The 18,509-nt window shown below is 75.4% G+C and carries 17 protein-coding genes and 1 pseudogene; 17 read left to right on the top strand and 1 reads right to left on the bottom strand.

The window, feature by feature from the left end; translation table 11 throughout:
- The first annotated feature begins 216 nt into the window (after window positions 1-216).
- From JD77_RS03010 to JD77_RS02930, 17 genes and pseudogenes are all read left to right on the top strand, one after another.
- Complete coding sequence (locus tag JD77_RS03010; protein WP_246141194.1) at window positions 217-1,623, top strand: FtsW/RodA/SpoVE family cell cycle protein; 1,407 nt, start codon at window positions 217-219, stop codon at window positions 1,621-1,623.
- Window positions 1,623-2,729, top strand: coding sequence for an undecaprenyldiphospho-muramoylpentapeptide beta-N-acetylglucosaminyltransferase (gene murG, locus JD77_RS03005; RefSeq protein WP_145772934.1), 1,107 nt, complete (start codon window positions 1,623-1,625; stop codon window positions 2,727-2,729). Before JD77_RS03010 ends, murG begins: the two co-directional genes overlap by 1 nt.
- 37 nt (window positions 2,730-2,766) lie before the next feature.
- Complete coding sequence (gene murC / locus JD77_RS03000; RefSeq protein WP_145772933.1) at window positions 2,767-4,248, top strand: UDP-N-acetylmuramate--L-alanine ligase; 1,482 nt, start codon at window positions 2,767-2,769, stop codon at window positions 4,246-4,248.
- Entirely contained in the window at window positions 4,245-5,060 is an 816-nt protein-coding gene (locus JD77_RS02995) for a cell division protein FtsQ/DivIB (protein WP_145772932.1), read from the top strand. Before murC ends, JD77_RS02995 begins: the two co-directional genes overlap by 4 nt.
- 276 nt (window positions 5,061-5,336) lie before the next feature.
- Window positions 5,337-6,452, top strand: a complete 1,116-nt coding sequence (gene ftsZ / locus JD77_RS02990) for a cell division protein FtsZ (RefSeq protein ID WP_145772931.1) — start codon at window positions 5,337-5,339, stop codon at window positions 6,450-6,452.
- Between the two features lie 8 nt (window positions 6,453-6,460).
- The gene (locus tag JD77_RS02985) at window positions 6,461-7,207 is read left to right on the top strand and encodes a YggS family pyridoxal phosphate-dependent enzyme (protein WP_145772930.1); all 747 of its coding nucleotides are present in this window, start codon (window positions 6,461-6,463) and stop codon (window positions 7,205-7,207) included.
- Window positions 7,208-7,403: 196 nt separating this feature from the next.
- On the top strand, window positions 7,404-8,111 hold the full coding sequence (locus JD77_RS02980; RefSeq protein WP_145772929.1) for a cell division protein SepF: 708 nt from the start codon (window positions 7,404-7,406) through the stop codon (window positions 8,109-8,111).
- Between the two features lie 29 nt (window positions 8,112-8,140).
- The gene (locus tag JD77_RS02975; RefSeq protein WP_145772928.1) at window positions 8,141-8,440 is read left to right on the top strand and encodes a YggT family protein; all 300 of its coding nucleotides are present in this window, start codon (window positions 8,141-8,143) and stop codon (window positions 8,438-8,440) included.
- Between the two features lie 52 nt (window positions 8,441-8,492).
- Window positions 8,493-9,296, top strand: a complete 804-nt coding sequence (locus JD77_RS02970; RefSeq protein WP_145772927.1) for a DivIVA domain-containing protein — start codon at window positions 8,493-8,495, stop codon at window positions 9,294-9,296.
- Between the two features lie 110 nt (window positions 9,297-9,406).
- Complete coding sequence (locus JD77_RS02965) at window positions 9,407-10,012, top strand: hypothetical protein (protein ID WP_145772926.1); 606 nt, start codon at window positions 9,407-9,409, stop codon at window positions 10,010-10,012.
- A gap of 6 nt (window positions 10,013-10,018) precedes the next feature.
- A complete protein-coding gene (locus tag JD77_RS02960) occupies window positions 10,019-10,318 on the top strand; it encodes a DUF167 domain-containing protein (RefSeq protein WP_145772925.1) in 300 nt (99 codons plus the stop codon).
- 22 nt (window positions 10,319-10,340) lie between these two features.
- Window positions 10,341-11,845, top strand: a pseudogene (locus tag JD77_RS02955) (potassium/proton antiporter).
- A gap of 223 nt (window positions 11,846-12,068) precedes the next feature.
- Window positions 12,069-12,488: a TraR/DksA family transcriptional regulator gene (locus tag JD77_RS02950; protein WP_145772924.1), complete on the top strand. Its 420-nt coding sequence runs from the start codon at window positions 12,069-12,071 to the stop codon at window positions 12,486-12,488.
- A gap of 63 nt (window positions 12,489-12,551) precedes the next feature.
- Window positions 12,552-13,154, top strand: a complete 603-nt coding sequence (lspA, locus tag JD77_RS02945; RefSeq protein WP_145777394.1) for a signal peptidase II — start codon at window positions 12,552-12,554, stop codon at window positions 13,152-13,154.
- Complete coding sequence (locus JD77_RS02940) at window positions 13,151-14,095, top strand: RluA family pseudouridine synthase (protein ID WP_145772923.1); 945 nt, start codon at window positions 13,151-13,153, stop codon at window positions 14,093-14,095. The genes lspA and JD77_RS02940 overlap by 4 nt, the downstream gene beginning before the upstream one ends.
- A gap of 43 nt (window positions 14,096-14,138) precedes the next feature.
- Entirely contained in the window at window positions 14,139-15,125 is a 987-nt protein-coding gene (locus JD77_RS02935) for a hypothetical protein (RefSeq protein WP_145772922.1), read from the top strand.
- A 169-nt stretch (window positions 15,126-15,294) separates the two neighbouring features.
- Window positions 15,295-16,827, top strand: coding sequence for a MinD/ParA family ATP-binding protein (locus JD77_RS02930; protein WP_425463557.1), 1,533 nt, complete (start codon window positions 15,295-15,297; stop codon window positions 16,825-16,827).
- A gap of 898 nt (window positions 16,828-17,725) precedes the next feature.
- Here JD77_RS02930 and JD77_RS02920 read toward each other — a convergent pair.
- A complete protein-coding gene (locus tag JD77_RS02920) occupies window positions 17,726-18,427 on the bottom strand; it encodes an LON peptidase substrate-binding domain-containing protein (protein ID WP_145772921.1) in 702 nt (233 codons plus the stop codon).
- Between the last annotated feature and the right edge of the window lie 82 nt (window positions 18,428-18,509).

The following is an 18,509-nucleotide window of genomic DNA, read 5'->3' as shown; positions in this document are numbered from 1 at the left end:
GTCGACAGGGGGCCTTCCCTCTCGGCGACACGCCGAGTCGGGGGTGTTCGACGCGAACGGGCCGTCCCTATTCGCAATGATGGGCGGGTGGGGGAGGAACGAGACGCGGGCACGACGACGACCGGCACGCCGCCGCGGCGGGCCGCGGGCGGTGGGGGGCGTACGGCCGACCCGCCCGCACCCGAGCCGCCCTTCGGCCTGGGCGCCGCCGGCGGCCTGGCGGCGCTGCGCGGTCTGCTGGCCCGGCCGCTGGCCTCCTACTACCTGCTGATCTCCAGCGCGGGCCTGCTGCTGGTCATCGGCCTGACGATGGTCTTCTCGGCCACCAGCGTGAAGAACTTCGCCGAGGAGGGCAGCGCCTTCGTCGACCTGAGCCAGCAGGCGATCTTCGCCGTGATCGGCGTGGTGGCGTTCTGGGCGTGCCAGCGGCTGCCCGCGAGCACGTACCGCTCGGTCGCCCGGACGGCGCTCGGCGTGGCGGTGGCCCTGCTGCTCCTGCTCAATCTGCTGGTGGCGCTGAACTCGCTGTTCGAGATAGAGCGGGTCGGGCCGCTGGAGGCGAAACTGCTGTGGCTGGTCGTCGGTGGCGTCCAGCTGCAACCGTCGGAGCTGGCGAAGTTCGCGCTGGTGCTGTGGGGGGCCGACCTGCTGGCCCGCAAGGGGGCCCGGCTGGGCTGGTGGAAGGAGCTGGCCACCCCGCTGTTCCCGGTGGTCGCGCTGCTGTTCGTCCTGGTCGGCTTCAACGACCTGGGCAGCATGCTCTGCATGCTCGCGCTCGTGGTCGGCCTGCTCTGGGCCGCCGGGGTGCGCACCCGGGTCTTCGCCGTGCTGTCGGTGGTCGGGCTGATCGGGATCGGCCTGCTGGTCGCCGCGGCCTCGCTCGGCGCCGGGTCGGGGGCGAAGGGTGAGGAGAACTACCGACTCGCCCGGCTGACCATCTTCTTCAATCCGCCCGAACCCGAGAAGTGCTTCGAGGGCTGGTGCTACCAGCTGGTCCAGGGCCGCAACGCGATCGAGCACGGTGGCTGGTTCGGGGTCGGGCTGGGCAAGAGCAGCTTCAAGTTCGGCTGGCTGCCGGAGGCGCACAACGACTTCATCTTCGCGGTGTTCGCCGAGGAGCTGGGCGTCGTCGGCTGCGTGGTGCTGATCACCCTGTTCGCGGTGCTCGGCTACACCGGGCTGCGGATCGCCCGGCGGGTCGAGGACCCGTTCCGCCGGCTCGCCGCGGCCGGCGCGACCACCTGGCTGGTCGGGCAGGCGATCATCAACATCGGCGGCGTCATCGGCCTGCTCCCGCTGACCGGCGTGCCGCTGCCGTTCATCTCCGACGGCGGCAGCGCCCTGGTGGTGACCCTGGCGGCCGTCGGGATGCTGGCGTCGTTCGCCCGGGCGGAACCGGACGCGGCCCGAGCCCTGCATGCCCGTCCGCCGGCCCGGTGGGTCCGACTAGTGTGGGCTCCGTTGCCGCCGCTTCCCGGCCGGCGCCGCCGACCGGCGCCACCACCCGCTGACCGCGGGTCCGTACCCCGGTCGCGGGCGCGGCGCGAGGACGACCAGGCCGCATCCCGCGGCGCCCGGCAGGGCCGGGCCCGGGGCGGGGCGGCGAGCGAGAGGAGACGCTGATGGGTCCGCTGCGTTCGGTGGTGCTCTGCGGAGGGGGTACGGGTGGCCACATCTACCCGCTGCTCGCCTTCGCCGACTGCCTGCGCCGACACGACCCGGGCGTCCGGATCACCTGCCTCGGCACACCGAGGGGCCTGGAGAACGAGCTGATCCCGCCGGCCGGCTACGACCTGCGGCAGATCCCCGCGTACCAGCTGCCCCGGTCGGTGAACATGAGCCTGGTCCGCACCCCGGACCGGATGTGGAAGGCCGCCCGCGCCGCGGGCAAGGTGATCGACGAGGTGCGGGCCGACGCGGTCGTGGGCTTCGGCGGGTACGTCTCGGTGCCCGGCTACCTCGCCGCCTGGCGGCGCGAGCTGCCGATCGTCATCCACGAGGTGAACGTGCCGCCGGGGGTGGCCAACCGGCTCGGGATGAAGTTCACCAAGCACGTCGCGGTCGGCTTCCCGCACCAGCCGGCGCAGGCCGAGTCGCTGCGCGACGCGCGGGTGGTCGGCGTGCCGCTGCGCCGGGGCATCGCCGGGCTGGACCGGGCCGCCAACGCCGCCGCCGCGCGGGCCCACTTCGGGCTGCGCCCCGACCTGCCGGTGCTCTTCGTCGCCGGCGGCTCGCAGGGCGCGCGGTCGATCAACCTCGCCGTGGCGGGCGCGGCGAAGGAGCTGGCCCGCAACGGCGTGCAGGTGCTGCACGTGATGGGCGCCCGCAACGAGCCGGTACCGGTCCCCACCGACCTGCCCGTGCCGTACGTGACCCTGCCGTATCTGTCCCAGATGGAGCTCGGCTACGCCGCCGCCGACCTGATGCTCGGCCGGGGTGGCGCGATGACCTGCGCCGAGGTGGCCGCGATCGGGCTGCCCACCATCTACGTGCCGTACCCGCACAGCAACCAGGAGCAGAAGCGCAACGCGCTGCCCGTGGTGGAGGCCGGCGGCGGGCTGATCGTCGACGACGCCGAGCTGACCCCGGACTGGCTGGAGCGGACGGTCATCCCGCTGGTCCGCGACCGGCACCGGCTGGCCGCGATGGGCGCCGCCGCGGCCGCGTACGGGCGCCGCGACGGCGACGAGGCGCTGCTGAACTACGTCTACGAGGCGGTGGCCCGATGAGGACCAGGGCGACCGTCGAGGCCGGAAGGTACCCGTCATGAACACCGCGCAGTTCACCCCGGCCGGCACCCTGACCGCCGAGGACCTGGGCCGGATCCACCTGATCGGGGTCGGCGGCGTCGGCATGAGCGGGCTGGCCCGGCTCTTCCTCACCCGGCGCCTGCCGGTCTCCGGCAGCGAGCTGCGGGAGTGGCCGTCGCTGGCCGGCCTGCGCGCCCTGGGCGGCACGATCCACATGAGCCACGAGGCGTCCAACCTGGACGGCGTGGACACGGTCGTGTACTCCTCGGCGATCCCGCAGGACCACCTGGAGATGGTCGAGGCGCGCCGGCGGGGGCTGCGGGTGCTGCACCGCTCCGAGGCCCTCGCGGCGGCGATGACCGGCCGCCGGACGGTGGCGGTCGCCGGCACGCACGGCAAGACCACCACCACCTCGATGGTCACGATGGTGCTCCAGCAGGCCGGGGCCGACCCGTCCTTCGTGATCGGCGGGGAGATCTCCGAGGTCGGCTCGGGGGCCCACCACGGCACCGGCGAGCACTTCGTGGTCGAGGCGGACGAGAGCGACCGCTCGTTCCTGATCTACCGCCCGTACGTCTCGATCATCACCAACATCGAGGCCGACCACCTCAACACGTACGGCGACCTGGCCACGCTGGAGGCGGCGTTCGCCGACTTCGCCCGGCTCACCGACCCCGACGGGTACGTCATCACCTGCGCGGACGACCCGGGCGGGCGGCGGCTGGCCGAGACGCTGCGCGCCGAGGGCCGCCGGGTGCACACGTACGGCGAGTCGCCCGACGCGGACCTGCGGCTGAGCGAGATGGTCTCCTCCGCGCAGGGCGTCCGCTACCTGGCCGAGATCGACGGCCGGTCGCTGGGCGAGATCCGGCTGCCGGTGCCGGGGCGGCACATGGGCCTCAACAGCGCCTCGGCGGTGCTGGCGGCGTACCTGCTCGGGCTGCCGGTGGAGGCGGCCGAGGCCGCGCTGGCGGTCTTCCCCGGCGTGCGCCGGCGCTTCGAGCGCAAGGGCGTCGCGGACGGCGTGCTGGTCTACGACGAGTACGCCTACCATCCGACCTCCATGACGCTGGCGTTGCAGACGCTGCGCGAGGTGGCCGGCGACGGCCGGCTGATCGTGGTGTTCCAGCCGTACCGGCTCTACCGCACCCGCGACCTCCAGGCGGAGATCGCCGCGGCGCTGGGTATCGCCGACGAGCTGGTGCTGCTGGAGGTCTTCGGCCCCGGCGAGCTGCGGGCGCCCGGGGAGGGGTCGGCCGCGCTGGTCGAGGCGGTGCCGCTGCCGGCGGAGCGGAAGGTCTTCGTGGAGTCCTGGGAGGACGCCCCGGTCGAGGTGGCCCGCCGGGCGCGCCCCGGCGATGTGGTGGTGACCATGGGCGCCCCGCCGATCTCGCTGATGGGCGACCAGCTGCTCGACGCCCTGCTCGCCCGCACCGGGGACGCCGCCGGCGTCGGCGCCACCGGCGACGCGGACGGCACGGCGGCCACCGCCGGATGAGCCCGGGTCCGGCGCGCGGCCGCACCGCCGGCGCGGACCCCGGCGGCCGGCGCGGGCCGGCGCGGCGCTGGCAGCTGGTCCGGGCCGGCCGGGACGCCGTGCCACCGTCCACCCGCCGGTTCATGGCCCGGGCCCGGCAGCGCCGGATGCGCGCCGCGCTGCCCTGGGCGGTGGTCGCCGGGGTGCTCGCCCTGGGCGCGCTGGTCGCCTGGACGGTGCTGGGCACGGGCCTGTTCGGGGTGCGCGAGGTCCGGGTGGAGGGCGCGAAGCTGGTGACCCCGGTCGACGTCCGGGAGGCCGCCGCGGTACCGGACGACTACCCGCTGGCCCGGGTGGACCTGGCGGCCACCGCCCGGCGCGTCGGCCGGCTCGCCGCCGTGGAACGGGCCACCGTGTCGCGGGACTGGCCCGACGCCCTGGTGGTACGCGTGGTGGAGCGCACGCCGGTGGCGGTGGTGCCGCAGGGCGGCCGGTTCGCCGTGGTGGACCGGTCCGGGGTGGTCTTCCGGACCGTGGCGGAGCGGCCCGGCGGCCTGCCGGTGGTGCGGGTCGCCCGGCCGGGCCCGAAGGACCCGGGCACCCGGGCCGGGCTGGAGGTGCTGGCGGCGCTCACCCCGCAGCTGCGCGACGGGCTCGTCGAGGTCACCGTCGAGGGACTGGCCCGGATCAGCCTGCGGCTGCCGGGCGGCCGGACCGTGGTCTGGGGCGACGCCACCCGGAGCGGGGACAAGGCGCGGGTGGCCACCGCCCTGCTCGGTCGCCAGGCCGACACCATCGACGTCAGCGCGCCGGACGTGGTCACGTTCAAGTGATCCGCGGGTCAGCGGACGGCCGGGTGTGGGCGGTGCGCGGATTGGGAAGTGAGGCGTGGCCCTCTCCGGCGGCGACACGCCGAGCGGGTCCTTGGCTCCGGGCGTGGGGCCGCTTACGTTGCCCGGAAGAGGATCAGTAGTTGACATAACTGTAGGCCTCTAGTAGAGGGTGAGGGTTCGGCTCTCGGTCTCTCTGGGGAGTCGCGGCCGGCGACGCTGGTCTGGCCAAGCCGTGTGGGGTCGGCCCATGCCAATCTCGAAGGGAAAGGACCGGAGATGACACCTCCGCACAACTACCTGGCGGTCATCAAGGTCGTCGGCATCGGGGGCGGCGGCGTCAACGCCGTCAACCGGATGATCGAGGTTGGGCTCAAGGGCGTCGAGTTCATCGCGATCAACACCGACGCGCAGGCGCTGCTGATGAGCGACGCCGACGTCAAGCTGGACGTCGGCCGCGAGCTGACCCGCGGGCTCGGCGCGGGCGCCAACCCGGACGTCGGCAAGAACGCCGCCGAGGACCACCGCGACGAGATCGAGGAGGTGCTCAAGGGCGCCGACATGGTCTTCGTGACGTGCGGCGAGGGTGGCGGCACGGGCACGGGCGGCGCCCCGGTGGTGGCCAACATCGCCCGCAAGCTCGGCGCGCTGACCATCGGCGTGGTCACCCGGCCGTTCTCGTTCGAGGGCAAGCGCCGGCAGGTGCAGGCGGAGGCCGGGATAGACGAGCTGCGCAACCAGTGCGACACGCTCATCGTGATCCCCAACGACCGGCTGCTCGCCCTCGGCGACCGCAACATCAGCATGATGGACGCGTTCCGCACGGCCGACCAGGTGCTCCTCTCCGGTGTCCAGGGCATCACCGACCTGATCACCACCCCGGGTCTGATCAACCTGGACTTCGCCGACGTCAAGAGTGTGATGAGCGGCGCGGGCAGCGCCCTGATGGGCATCGGCAGCGCCCGGGGGGAGAACCGCGCGGTCGAGGCGGCCGAGGCGGCGATCTCCAGCCCGCTGCTGGAGCAGAGCATGGACGGCGCGCGCGGCGTGCTGCTGTCCATCGCCGGCGGTTCCGACCTCGGACTGTTCGAGATCAACGACGCGGCCCAGCTGGTCACCGACGCGGCCCACCCGGACGCCAACATCATCTTCGGCGCGGTCATCGACGACGCCCTCGGCGACGAGGTGCGGGTCACCGTCATCGCCGCCGGCTTCGACGGCGGCGCGCCGGCGTACAAGGCGGCCGAGTCGGGCCGCAAGAGCAACCAGAACCAGCCGGCCCAGCCCGCCCCGGCGGTGCCGCCGCAGACGACCATGCCGGCGCCGACCCAGTCGCCGCGCCGGGTGCTGTTCGACGACGTCGACGTGCCCGACTTCCTCAAGAACGGATCCTGACCATCCCGATGACGGACGCGCACCCGTCGGTCCGCCCGGACCGCCGCGCCGAACTGGCGGCCGGGCTGGCCCGGGTCCGGGCCCGGATCGCCGACGCCTGCTCGGCCGCCGGCCGGGACCGCTCCGAGGTCGTCATGATCGCGGTGACCAAGACCTACCCGGCCTCCGACGTGCTCGCGCTGGCGAGCCTCGGGGTCACCGACGTGGGGGAGAACCGCGACCGGGAGGCTGCCGGCAAGGCCGCCGAGGTGACCACCGCGGGGGCGGCCCCGCGGTGGCACTTCATCGGCCAGTTGCAGCGCAACAAGTGCCGCTCGGTCGTCCGGTACGCCGACGTCGTCCAGTCGGTCGACAGCGTCCGCCTGGCCCGGGCGCTCGACGCCGCGGCGGTGGCCGGCCGGGACCGGCCGCTGGACGTGCTGGTCCAGGTCAGCATCGACGGCGACCCGGCCCGGGGCGGCGCGCTGGCCGACTCCGCCGACCCGGACACCGGGCTGGGCCCGGTGGCCGAGGTGGTGGCCGGTGCCGACGGGCTGCGGCTGGCCGGGCTGATGGCGGTGGCGCCGCTGGGCTGGGAGCCGGAGCGGGCGTTCGGCCGGCTGGCCGAGGTGGCGCGCGGGTTCCGGGCGGTCCACCCGGAGGCCGCGGCGCTGTCCGCCGGGATGAGCGGGGACCTGGAGGCCGCGATCACGTACGGCGCGACACATGTCCGCGTCGGCAGCGCGTTGCTCGGAATGCGTTCCACGCTGCGGTAGCCTGACCGCGAGAAGGCAAATTACATCAGTGTTGTTTCAGGAACGGCGTCCCGACGTCGAGGGGCACGGCTCGCGACCGCGAAACGCGGGCCGGGGGATTGCCGTTCCGGTCCGGTGGGCACCAGATGTCCACTCGCGAGAAGCGACACGGCACGACGGGGGCGCGTGCCGCACGGCGGACGGGAAGGGCGCGGGGATGGGTGCACTGCGCAAGGCGGGGGTCTGGCTCGGTCTGGTCGAGGAGGACGACGAGCGGGCCTACGACGACGGTGGCTACGACAAGGGTGGCTACCGCGACTCGCGCTACCGGCAGGGCAGCCGGTACGCGGAGGAGTTCGCCGACGAGGAGGACGACGAGGCCGACGAGCCGCCGGCGCCCCGGCCCCGGGCCGGCGAGCGCGGCCGACTGACCGAGCGCTCGGCCAGCCGGCCGTTGGACGCCGATCGGGCCGAGACCGAGCGGTCGGAGCGGGCCGAGCGGTCGGAGCGGTCCAGCGTCCGGTCGATCACCCGCGGCTCCGCCGGTGAGGGCTCCGGCGCGCTGACTTACCACACGCGGGACAACCTCGCCCTGGCTCCGCAGGCCCAGCAGCGGGAGCGGGCGGTGGCGCCCGAGGAGGAGCAGCGCTACCAGATCACCACGCTGCACCCGACCACCTACCGGGAGGCTCGCACGATCGGGGAGCACTTCCGCGACGGAGTCCCGGTGATCATCAACCTCACCGAGATGGACGAGGCGGATGCGCGCCGACTGGTCGACTTCGCCGCCGGGCTGGCTTTCGGCCTGCGCGGTACGATCGAGCGCGTGACCAACAGGGTGTTCCTGCTCTCACCGGCCAACGTCCAGGTCACCGCGGAGGACAAGGCCAAGATTGCCGAGGGCGGGTTCTTCAGCCTGAGTTAGACCCGCCCGACCGAGGGACGTCGCCTGCTGTGTTGTCGATCCTGCTGCAAGTGCTGTACCTGATCCTGTATGTCTTCCTGATCCTCCTCCTGGCCCGGTTTGTCCTCAGCGCGGTCCTCGCGTACGGTCGCCGCTGGCAGCCGGGACGGGCGGCGACGGCGGGACTGGAATCCGTGTGGAGCGTCACTGATCCGCCTCTGAAGGCGTTGAGGCGTGTGATCCCTCCACTGCGAATTGGTACCGTGAGCATCGACCTGGCCTCCCTTGTGCTCCTGGTTATCCTGTTCGTGCTGATGGAGTTCGTGTTGAAGGGGCTGATCCTCGGGTGAGAACCCGCAGGTCCAGCCCGCTACGCGGCCGCAACTGACCCGAGGAGTTCCGATGCCGCTGACCCCGGCCGACGTCCACAACGTCGCCTTCAAAAAGCCGCCGATCGGCAAGCGGGGGTATGACGAGGAGGAGGTCGACGCCTTCCTGGACGAGGTCGAGCGTGAGCTTGCTCGTCTGATCGAGGAGAACAACGAGCTGCGCGCCCAGGTGGAGCGCGGTGGCCGTGGCGGTGCCCCCGCCGGCCCCGGTGGCGACGCCCGACTCGCCGCGGAGCTCAACGACGTCAAGGCGCAGCTCGACCGGGTGCAGCGCGACAAGGCGGCGGCCGAGCAGGCCGCCCGCGCGATGCAGGCCGAGCTGGAGCAGGTCCGGGCGCAGGGCGGCCCGGCCGCGGGCGGCGACGGCGAGCAGCAGGCGCTGCGGGTGCTGATGATGGCCCAGCGCACGGCTGACGACCACGTCTCCGACGCCCGCCGGGAGGCCGACCAGCTGCTCTCCGAGGCCCGCGCGAAGGCCGAGGAGGTCACCCGCGAGGCCCGCGCCAAGGCCGACGCGCTGGAGCGCGACGCCCGGCAGCGGCACCAGGAGGCCATGGGCGGCCTGGACGCCAAGCGCACCGCGCTGCAGAAGCACATCGAGGAGCTCAAGCAGTTCGAGCGGGAGTACCGCACCCGGCTCAAGGCGTACCTGGAGAGCCAGCTGCGTGACCTCGACGGCCGGGGCCAGGGCCTCGAGGCCGAGATGACCCGCAGCGAGGGCAACCGGGCCGTGGGCGGCAGCAACGGCCTCGCCGCCGCCGGCCTCGCCAGCTCGTACGGCGGCGGTCGTTCGGGCGCGCTGGAGTCGGGCCGCTGATCCTGCCGGGCCGGCGGCCGTGCGGCCGCTGATCCTGCCGGGCCGGCGGCCGTCGCTCCGACGGCCGCCGACGGCGACCACCTGAATCGACGCGGCGGGGGTGAGCCGGCGTGATAGTCGCAAGCCTGCTGCTCATCCTCGTCGCGGTCGCGCTCCTGGTGTTCGGCCTCGCCGGTGGCTCCAGCCTCCTGCTGACCACCTCGATCGCGGCCAGCCTGCTGGCCGCGCTCGCGTTGGTGGCGGGCGCCCGCCGCGCGGCTGCCAGCCGGGCGGCCGCCGGGCGGCCCGACGCCGACGCCTCCCGGTTCCGTCGGCCCCCGGCCGGCCGCACCGGGCAGGCCGGGCCGGACATCCCGACCCAGCACGTTCCCGCGACAGACGGCACCGACGACGCTGGGTGGCGGCAACCGCCCGGGTCGTCGGTCCCGGCGGGCGAGACGCACGCGGCCACGTCGGAGGTTCCCTCCCCGGACGAGCCACCGGACGAGCCACCGGCGCTGCGGGTGTCCCCGGCCGACGCGGCGCTCGTCGCCGGGCTCGACGCCGAGGTCCTCGTCGTGGACGGCCGGCCCCGCTACCACCTCGCCGACTGCCCGCACCTGCTCGGGCGGGACGCCGAGGCGCTGCCGGTCTCCGAGGCCGTGGCGCTGGGCTTCACCCCGTGCGCCCGCTGCGCGCCGGACACGTCCCTGCTCGCCGACACCCGGCCGCGCTGACGCCCCATGGACGACACGCTCACGATCCCCGTACGGGTGAAGCCCGGCGCCGCCCGGGCCCGGGTCGGCGGCCGGCACGACGGCCCGCACGGGCCGGCCCTGGTGATCGCCGTGACCGCCCCCCCGGTGGACGGCCGCGCCACCGAGGCGGCCCGCCGGGCGCTCGCGGACGCCCTCGGGGTCCGACCGGCGGCGGTCTCGCTGCGGGCCGGCGCGGCCAGCCGTGACAAGCTCTTCCTCGTGGAGCGCCCGACACGCGAGCTGACCGAGGCGCTGTGCCGGCTGCGTGACGGGTCGGGTCGGTGACCGCTGCCCGCCCCGGGGCGGCGTGAACCCCGGCTTCGACGTCGCGCTGCTGCTCGGCGCGGCGGTGGTGCTGGTCGCGGTCGGCGCCGTCCGGCTCTCCAGCCGGCTGGGCGTGCCGAGCCTGTTGGTCTACCTCGCGCTCGGGGTGGCGCTGGGCGAGTCCGGGCTGGGCATCCGGTTCGACGACGCCGAGCTGACCCGGACCCTCGGCTTCTGCGCGCTCATCGTGATCATCGCCGAGGGCGGGTTGACCGCGCGGTGGAGCACCCTGCGGCCGGTGCTCGGCCTGGCGGCGACGCTGTCCACGTTGGGCGTGCTGGTCAGCATCGTGCTGGTCGGCCTCGCGGTGCACCTGCTGCTCGGGCTGGACTGGCGGCTGGCCATGCTCTACGGGGCCGTGCTGTCCAGTACCGATGCCGCTGCGGTCTTCGCCACGCTACGCAGGCTGCGGTTGCCGCCCCGGCTGGTCGCCACCCTGGAGGCCGAGTCGGGGATGAACGACGCCCCGGTGGTGCTGCTGGTGGTGCTGCTGTCCCGGTCGGCCGCGGAGGCCGCCCACCCGTGGTGGTACGAGGCGCTGCTGCTCGGCTACGAGCTGGGCGTGGGCGCGGCGGTGGGGGCGGCCGCCGGGCTCGCGGGCCGGTGGGCGCTGCGCCGGGCCGCCCTGCCCTCGGCCGGGCTGTACCCGATCGCGGCGGTGGGCCTGACCGTGCTCGCGTACGCCGCCGGCGCGGTGCTGCACGCCTCGGGTTTCCTGGCCGTGTACGTGGCCGGGGTGCTGCTGGGCAACGCCCGGCTGCCGCACCGGCAGGCCATCCTGGGCTTCGCCGACGGGCTGGCGTGGCTGGCCCAGATCGGCCTGTTCGTGCTGCTCGGGCTCCTGGTCTCGCCGGGCCGGCTGGACGCGGCGGTGCTGCCCGCGGTGGTGGCCGGCCTGGCGCTGGTGCTCGTCGCCCGCCCCTGTCGGTGGCGGTGTCCGCCTGGCCGTTCGGGGTCGGTCTGCGCGAGCAGGGCTTCCTGTCCTGGGCCGGGCTGCGCGGGGCGGTGCCGGTCGTGCTGGCCACGATCCCGCTGTCGGAGCGGGTGCCGGGGGCGGACCGGCTCTTCGACGTGGTCTTCGTGCTGGTGGTGATCTTCACCCTGCTCCAGGCGAGCACGCTCGCCCCGGTCGCCCGCCGGCTCGGGGTGACCGCGCCCGCCGAGGCGGCGGAGATCCGGGTGGAGACCGCCCCGCTGGAGCGGATGCGGGCGGACCTGCTGCAACTGGAGGTGCCGCCGGGCTCCCGGCTGGGCGGGGTGCACGTGGACGAGCTGCGGCTGCCGGTGGGCGCGTCGGTGACCCTGGTGCTGCGCGACGGGGTGGGTTTCGTGCCCGGCCCGGACACCCGGCTCAAGGTCGGCGACAGCCTGCTCATCGTGGCCACGGCCGGGGTGCGGGACGAGACGGAGCGCCGGCTGCGCGCGGTGAGCCGGCGGGGACGCCTGGCCAGGTGGTTTGGCGAGTATGGCGAGGATCGCGACGACTGATCTGCTAGCGTTCCTTTTGCCCATTTGAGGGCTTTTCGGCCCTGAATAGCGGTGCGACGGTGCGGCACGTTGTCGGACGCCTGTACGTTCCGTATTCTTGCCAATCTCCGGAGTGCGCGGCGCCTTGCCGCGCGCCCGTTTTGTTACCTGGGGGCGCCAGGCCGGCGACCCCTGTCCAGGGCCCGCGGCGGTGTCGCGGCGCCCGTGGCGCGAGGGAGCGACGATGGCGAAGCCAGCCGAGACGAAGACCGCCGGCCGCAAGCCCGCAGTTCGGGCCACCCGCAGCGCCGCGGAGACGGAGAAGATCCGGGCCGCCCTGGCGGCACGGCGCGACGAGTTGCGCGCCGAGTACGATCAGACGCTGAGCGAGATTACCGAGCTGCAGCGCGACCGGCTGACCGACTCGGCCGGGGACGACCAGGCCGACACCGGCACCAAGACGTTCGAGCGGGAGCAGGAGATCTCACTCGCCAACAGCATCCGGGAACGGATCACGCAGGTCGAGCGGGCACTGGAGCGGCTCGACGAGGGCGGCTACGGCTGGTGCGAGCGGTGCGGCGACCCGATCCCGGTGGAGCGGCTCGCCGCCTTCCCGTCGGCGACCCTCTGCGTGAAGTGCAAGCAGCTGGAGGAGCGGCGCTGACACCGCGCTCCCCGGCCGGTCCGGGCGGTGAGCGTCACCGCCGAGAGCGTCGATGGGGAGCAGATGACGGCAACACCGCCCGCCGGAACCGGCACCGCTGAGCCGGGCGGCGGCAAGCCCCGGCGTCGGGCGATCGTCGTCCTCGCCGCCACCGGCCTGGTCGCCTTCCTGGTCGACCTGCTCACCAAGCACCTCGCCCTGCAGACCCTCTCCGACCGGGGGCCGGTGTCGCTGCTCGACGGGGAGGTCTACCTCAGCCTCACCCGCAACAGCGGCGCGGCGTGGAGCATCGGCGCCGACCACACCTGGGTCTTTCCCCTGATCACCATTGCGGTGATCGGCTGGATCGGCTGGATGGCGCTGCGGCTGCGCTCCGTGCCGTGGGCGATCTCGCTCGGGCTGGTGCTCGGCGGGGCGCTCGGCAACCTGGCCGACCGGATCTTCCGCGCCCCGGGGCACTTCGTCGGCCACGTCGTCGACATGATCAGCCTGTTCGACCCGTACGGGCGGGTGTGGCCGGTGTTCAACCTGGCCGACAGCGCCCTGGTCTGCGGCGTGATCCTGGCCGTGCTGCTGGAGCTCACCGGTCGCCAGCGCGACGGCTCCCGGGTCGGGACGAAGCGGGCCGCCGACCAGGCCCCGGTCGAGCAGCGGGAGCGGGCGTGACCTCCGCCTTCGCCGCGGGCGGCGACCAGCGCTCCCTCCCGGTGCCCGACGGACTGGAGGGCATGCGGCTGGACCAGGCCGTGGCCCGGCTGTTCGGGCTCTCCCGCACCGCCGCCGCGGCCCTGGTCGACGCGGGCGACGCCCGCGTCGACGGCGCGGCCCGGCCGAACTCGCACAAGGTCAAGGCCGGCGCCTGGCTGGAGGTGACGCTGCCGGCCCCGGCCGCCCCGCCGACCGTGGTGCCGCAGGCCGTCCCCGGCCTGCGGGTGGTCTACGCCGACGACGACATCGTGGCGGTGGACAAGCCCGTCGGCGTGGCCGCCCACCCGAGCCCCGGCTGGACCGGCCCGACGGTGATCGGCGCGCTCGCCGCGATCGGCCACCGCATCTCCACCAGCGGCGCCGCCGAGCGGCAGGGCGTGGTGCACCGGCTCGACGTGGGCACGACCGGGATCATGGTGGTGGCCAAGAGCGAGCAGGCGTACACCGCGCTGAAGCGGGCCTTCAAGTACCGCGAGGTGGAGAAGCGCTACCACGCCGTGGTGCAGGGGCACCCGGATCCGCTGCGCGGCACCATCGACGCGCCGATCGACCGGCACCCGCACCACGACTACCGGTGGGCGGTCGTCTCCGGCGGCAAGCCCAGCGTCACCCACTACGACACGCTGGAGGCCTTCCCGGCGGCGAGCCTGCTCGACGTGCGGTTGGAGACCGGCCGTACCCACCAGATCAGGGTGCACTTCTCCACGCTGCGCCACCCCTGCGTGGGCGATCTCACGTACGGCGCGGACCCGACCCTCGCCGCCCGGCTCGGGCTCAGCCGGCAGTGGCTGCACGCCAGGTCGCTGAGCTTCGCGCACCCGCGTACGGGCGACGAGGTGACGTTCGTCAGCGACTACCCTGACGACCTGGACCGGGCGCTGCGGATCCTCCGCGACTGACCCGGCGACCAGCCGAGACGATCCGACGAGGGGGCCCGCGCCGGTGCGCGCTGCCGAACGGCCGCAGTCCGACGATCCGCGGCGGGGCCGGCCGCCGTCCGGCGAGCCGAGCGCCGACGGGGCCTCCGGCGACGCCGCCTCCGACCGGGCGCCGGAGCCGGGCGCCGACGACCGTTCCCGGCGGCCCCGCTGGCTGACCTCGGCCGCCCTGCTCGCCGTGGCGGCCGTGCTGCTCACCGTCGGCTGGGCGAGCCGGCACGACCGGCCGGTGGGCGACCGCACGGTGGGCGAGGTGACCCGGGTGGGGATCGCCGCCGGCGCCCCGGTCCCCGGCTACCTGGCCGCCGCGAGGGCGGAGCTGGCGGGCCTGCCGGCCGCCGCGTCGCCGGCCGGGACGTACGCGCTGGTGTCGTTCTCGGCGTACGTGCCGCCGGACGGGCTGGCGGGGCTGCTCGCCGGGGTGTCGGTGGCCGAGGTGGTCGTCCGGGCGCCCCTGCCCGGCCGGCAGACCGAGATCGTCCGCCTGCCCGCGCAGCGGCTGCCGCGGGACGTCCTCGCCGGCATGACCGGCCTGGCCGAGCGCAAGGACCGCGAGGCCGCCGACTACGCCGCCCGCGCCGCCGGGGCCGCCGACCCCGAGCTGCGCCGGCAGTACGACACCGGGGCGCAGGTCGCGGCGGGGGAGGCCGCCGCGTACCGGACGGGCTGCGCCTGCGCCTACGCCGCGCTGGTGCGCGCGGCGCCCGACGCGCTGCGGGCGCTGGCCGTCCGACCGCGGGTGCGGGCCGTCGACCCGGCCCCCGAGCTGGTCCGGCTGGACCGGGCGGTGCTCACCCCGCCGCTGCCCGAGCAGCGCGACGTGGCCCGCCCACCGGTCGACGACGGGCCCGCCGGCGTGCCGGCCCCGGGTGCGGGCGAAACGTCGGAAGCCGCACCGAGGGTGCCCGCGCGTTCGCCCGCCGGCGCCTCGGCGGCGCCCGGCGCGGGGCCGCCCGGGCCCGCGACCTCGCCCGACGCCGCGGGGGACTGACCGGGTGGCCGGGCCGGAGTGACGAACACCGGTCAGGATGTGCGCGGACCGGTGTGGTCCGAATAGGGTTTGGTTCGTAGCCTGTCAGGGCGAGATCGATGGCGCTGGGAGGGCGAGCCTTGGACGGCACGGAGACCGGCTGGGGTCGGCCGGCCGAAGCAGCCCCGCGATGGCGGGCGCTGCTCGACCGGGCCCACGGCGGTCGCGCGGAGCAGGCCGAGGCCGACCACCGCGCCGAGGAGCCCAGGGGCCGGCCCCGGAGCCGCTGCCCCGCCGGACGGCGGGCAACGGCTGGGCCGGCCGGGCACCGGCGGCTGGGCACCCCGGCGAGCCGCCGCCGTACGGCGCGGAGCCCGGCTACGCGGCCGAGCCGATCCGGGGCGGGTACGGGGCGGAGCCCGGCTACCCCCCTGAGCCGGTCCCGCCGGCCCGGGGCGGCTACCGCGCCGGGGCGAGCTACCAGGTGGACCCGGCGCACCGGCTCGACCCCGGGCACCGGGCCGAGCCGGCGTACCAGCAGCCGCAGTACCCGGTCGAGCCGTCGTGGCGGGCCGACCCGGCACACTCCGGGCCGGACGCGCCGCCGCACCGGGCCGAGCCCGGACCGCCACTTCCGTCCCGGTACGCCCTGCTCGACAGGGGCTACCGGCCCGAACCGTCCCCGCCGGCCGAGCCCCGGTACGCCGAACCGTCCCCGCCGGCCGAGCCCCGGTACGCCGAACCGTCCCCGCCGGTGGAATCCCGGTACGCCCTGCTCGACGGCGGCGGCTACCGTCCGGAGCCGGCGTACCAGCCGGCGGCGGAGCCCGCGTACCGGCCGCCGGCCGGGCCGCCGGCGGTGGTCGAGCGGGGCTACCCGGCCCGCATCGAGTGGCGGCCGCAGAGCCCCGACACCGAGGCGGAGCGGGCCGCCGGGATGCTCCGGCGCGAGCTGGGCAGCCCCCGCGCCCTCGCCTTCGCCAACCCGAAGGGCGGCGTGCACAAGACCACCGCGACCGTGCTGGCCGCCGCCACGATCGGCAGTGTGCGGGGGCGGGGCGTGCTCGCCTGGGACGACAACGAGCTGCGCGGCACCCTCGGGCTGCGCGCCGGCAGCGCCCGGCACGCCCGGACCATCCGGCACCTGATCGCGGACCTCGCCCACATCGAGATCCGCGAGGGCGAGGAGCTGCTGGCGAGCCTCGACGACTACCTGCGGCACGCCGCCGACGGCTCGTACGACGTGCTGGCCGGGGAGGAGAGCCCCCGCTTCGCCCAGCGGCTGGACCAGTTCACCGTCAAGCGGGTGCTGGAGCTGCTGCGGCGCACCCACGACGTGGTCTGCGTGGACACCGGCAACAACGTGGAGAGCCCGAACTGGCGTACGGTGATGCAGGCCGCCGACCAGCTCGTGGTCACCACCGTGCCCCGGGAGGACGCCGCGTTCAGCGCGGACTGGATGCTCGACCTGCTGCACGAGGTCGGCATGGGTGAGCTGGCCGACAACGCCGTCACCCTGATCTCCTGCCCGACCCCCGGCCGGTCCCCGCTGCAGGACGACCTGGAGCGGCACTTCGCCACCCGGACGCGGGCCGTCGCCGTCGTCCCGTACGACCCGGCGCTGGAGACCGGCTCCTCGATCGACTACCACCAGCTCCGGCCGGAGACGCGGCAGGCCTGGCTGCGCGCCGCCTCGGTCATGCTCGAACCCTTCGCCCGCTGAGGGCGATCCGGTGGCACCGGCGCCCCCGACCGCCGGGGCGCCTGAGAGGATCGCCGGGTGAGCCCGGACACCTCCGACCCCGACCGGCCCCCGCACCACGCCGAACCGGCCGGCCCGGCCCCGGGCGCGCCGGCCGGGCTGCCGGTGCCCGCCGGCACGCCCGCGTCCGCGCCCGGCGCCGATCCGCTCGCCTGGCCCGCCCCCGGGCCCCGCCCGCCGGGTCGCTCCCGCCGGCCGTGGCGGGCAGCCCCGCCGGCCCGGCCGGGCCGCCGCCGTGGCGCTCGGCGGGGCGGCCGTGCTGACCGCGCTGGGCGTGCCGCTGGGGCTGCTCTGGGCGGCGATCGCCCCCGGCACCCCGGTGGTCAAGACCGCCGAGGGTGCCGTCTACGCCCAGCCGCAGCCCGAGCAGCCGATCGCCGCCGACGGCTGGTTCAGCCTCCTCGGCCTCGGCTTCGGGGTGCTGGCCGCGCTCGGGCTGTGGCTGGTGCTGCGCCGCCGCCGCGGCCCGGTCGGGATGGTCGCCGGGGTGGTCGGCGGGCTCGGCGCGGCGCTGGTGGCCTGGCAGCTCGGTCGCCGCGTCGGCCTGTCGACATACGAGCACCTGCTGGCCACCGCCCCGGACGGGCAGGCGTTCACCAAGCCCGCCGACCTGCGCGGCGGAGGCGTCGAGCTGCTGTTCGGCGTGCTCCCCGTGCCGTACGGCAACGTGCTGCTGGCGGCGTTCGGCGCGGCGGTGACGTACACCCTGCTGGCCGGCTGGTCCCGGTGGCCGTCGCTGCGGCCGGAGCCGGAGCCCGACGCGGTCTGGCCCCGGTCGGCCCCGGCGCCGGGCCGGGCGCGACCGTCGCCGGGAGTGCCGCGCCCGGGGCGACCGGCGCCGCCGGTACGGCCGACGGGCTCAGTTCGGAGCCGGCGGACCGGCCAGCTCCGACAGCGGCACCGGAACCGCCCGCACCTGGCGCAGCAGAGCCGCCTCGCGGTTGAGCAGCCGCAGCTCGGCGCGGAGCCGGGCGGCGGTGTCGTCGATCGCGAGCAGCCGCTGCCGGTCGTCGACGGTCAGCACCGCCGTCGCCGCGACCAGGTGGGACAGCACGGTCGGATCCTCCGGCAGCTGCTCGGAGATCTCCTCCGGGTCGGGGCGGATCAGGCCGAGGTACTGCCGGAACACCGAGATCACCCGGGCGGCGAGCAGGCCGGCGGTCTCGTCCGGGCCGTCCGGCTCGGGCAGCCACTCCACCTCGGCGGTCAGGTACGGCGCGGCCTCCTCGTCGACCCCGGTCACCCGGAACCGCCGCCGCCCCACCGTGACGATGTCGAAGCCCCCGTCGGGCAGCTCGGTCACCTGGCGCAGCTCGGCGGTGCAGCCCACCTCGTGCAGCGTGACCGGGCCGACGCCGGGCACCGGGTGCTCGGGCGACCCGGGGGCCACCTCCCAGCCGGTCCGGATCGCCACCACCCCGAACTCGCGGGGGGCGTCCTTCGGCAGGGCCACCAGGTGGCGCACCAACGCCCGGTAGCGCTCCTCGAATATGTGCAGTGGCAGCACCAGACCGGGGAAGAGCACCGTTCCGAGGGGGAAAACCGGCAACCGCGCAGTCACGCCGTCGAGCCTAGTCCGCCCGCCCCGGCGGGGCGTGGCTCGGCTCACCGTCCCGGCCTGCGGGCGCCGTGGGCCGCTGCGC

The sequence above is a fragment of the Micromonospora olivasterospora genome, assembly GCF_007830265.1.
Taxonomy (GTDB): domain Bacteria; phylum Actinomycetota; class Actinomycetes; order Mycobacteriales; family Micromonosporaceae; genus Micromonospora; species Micromonospora olivasterospora.
This window is presented reverse-complemented; position numbering and strand designations above follow the sequence as displayed.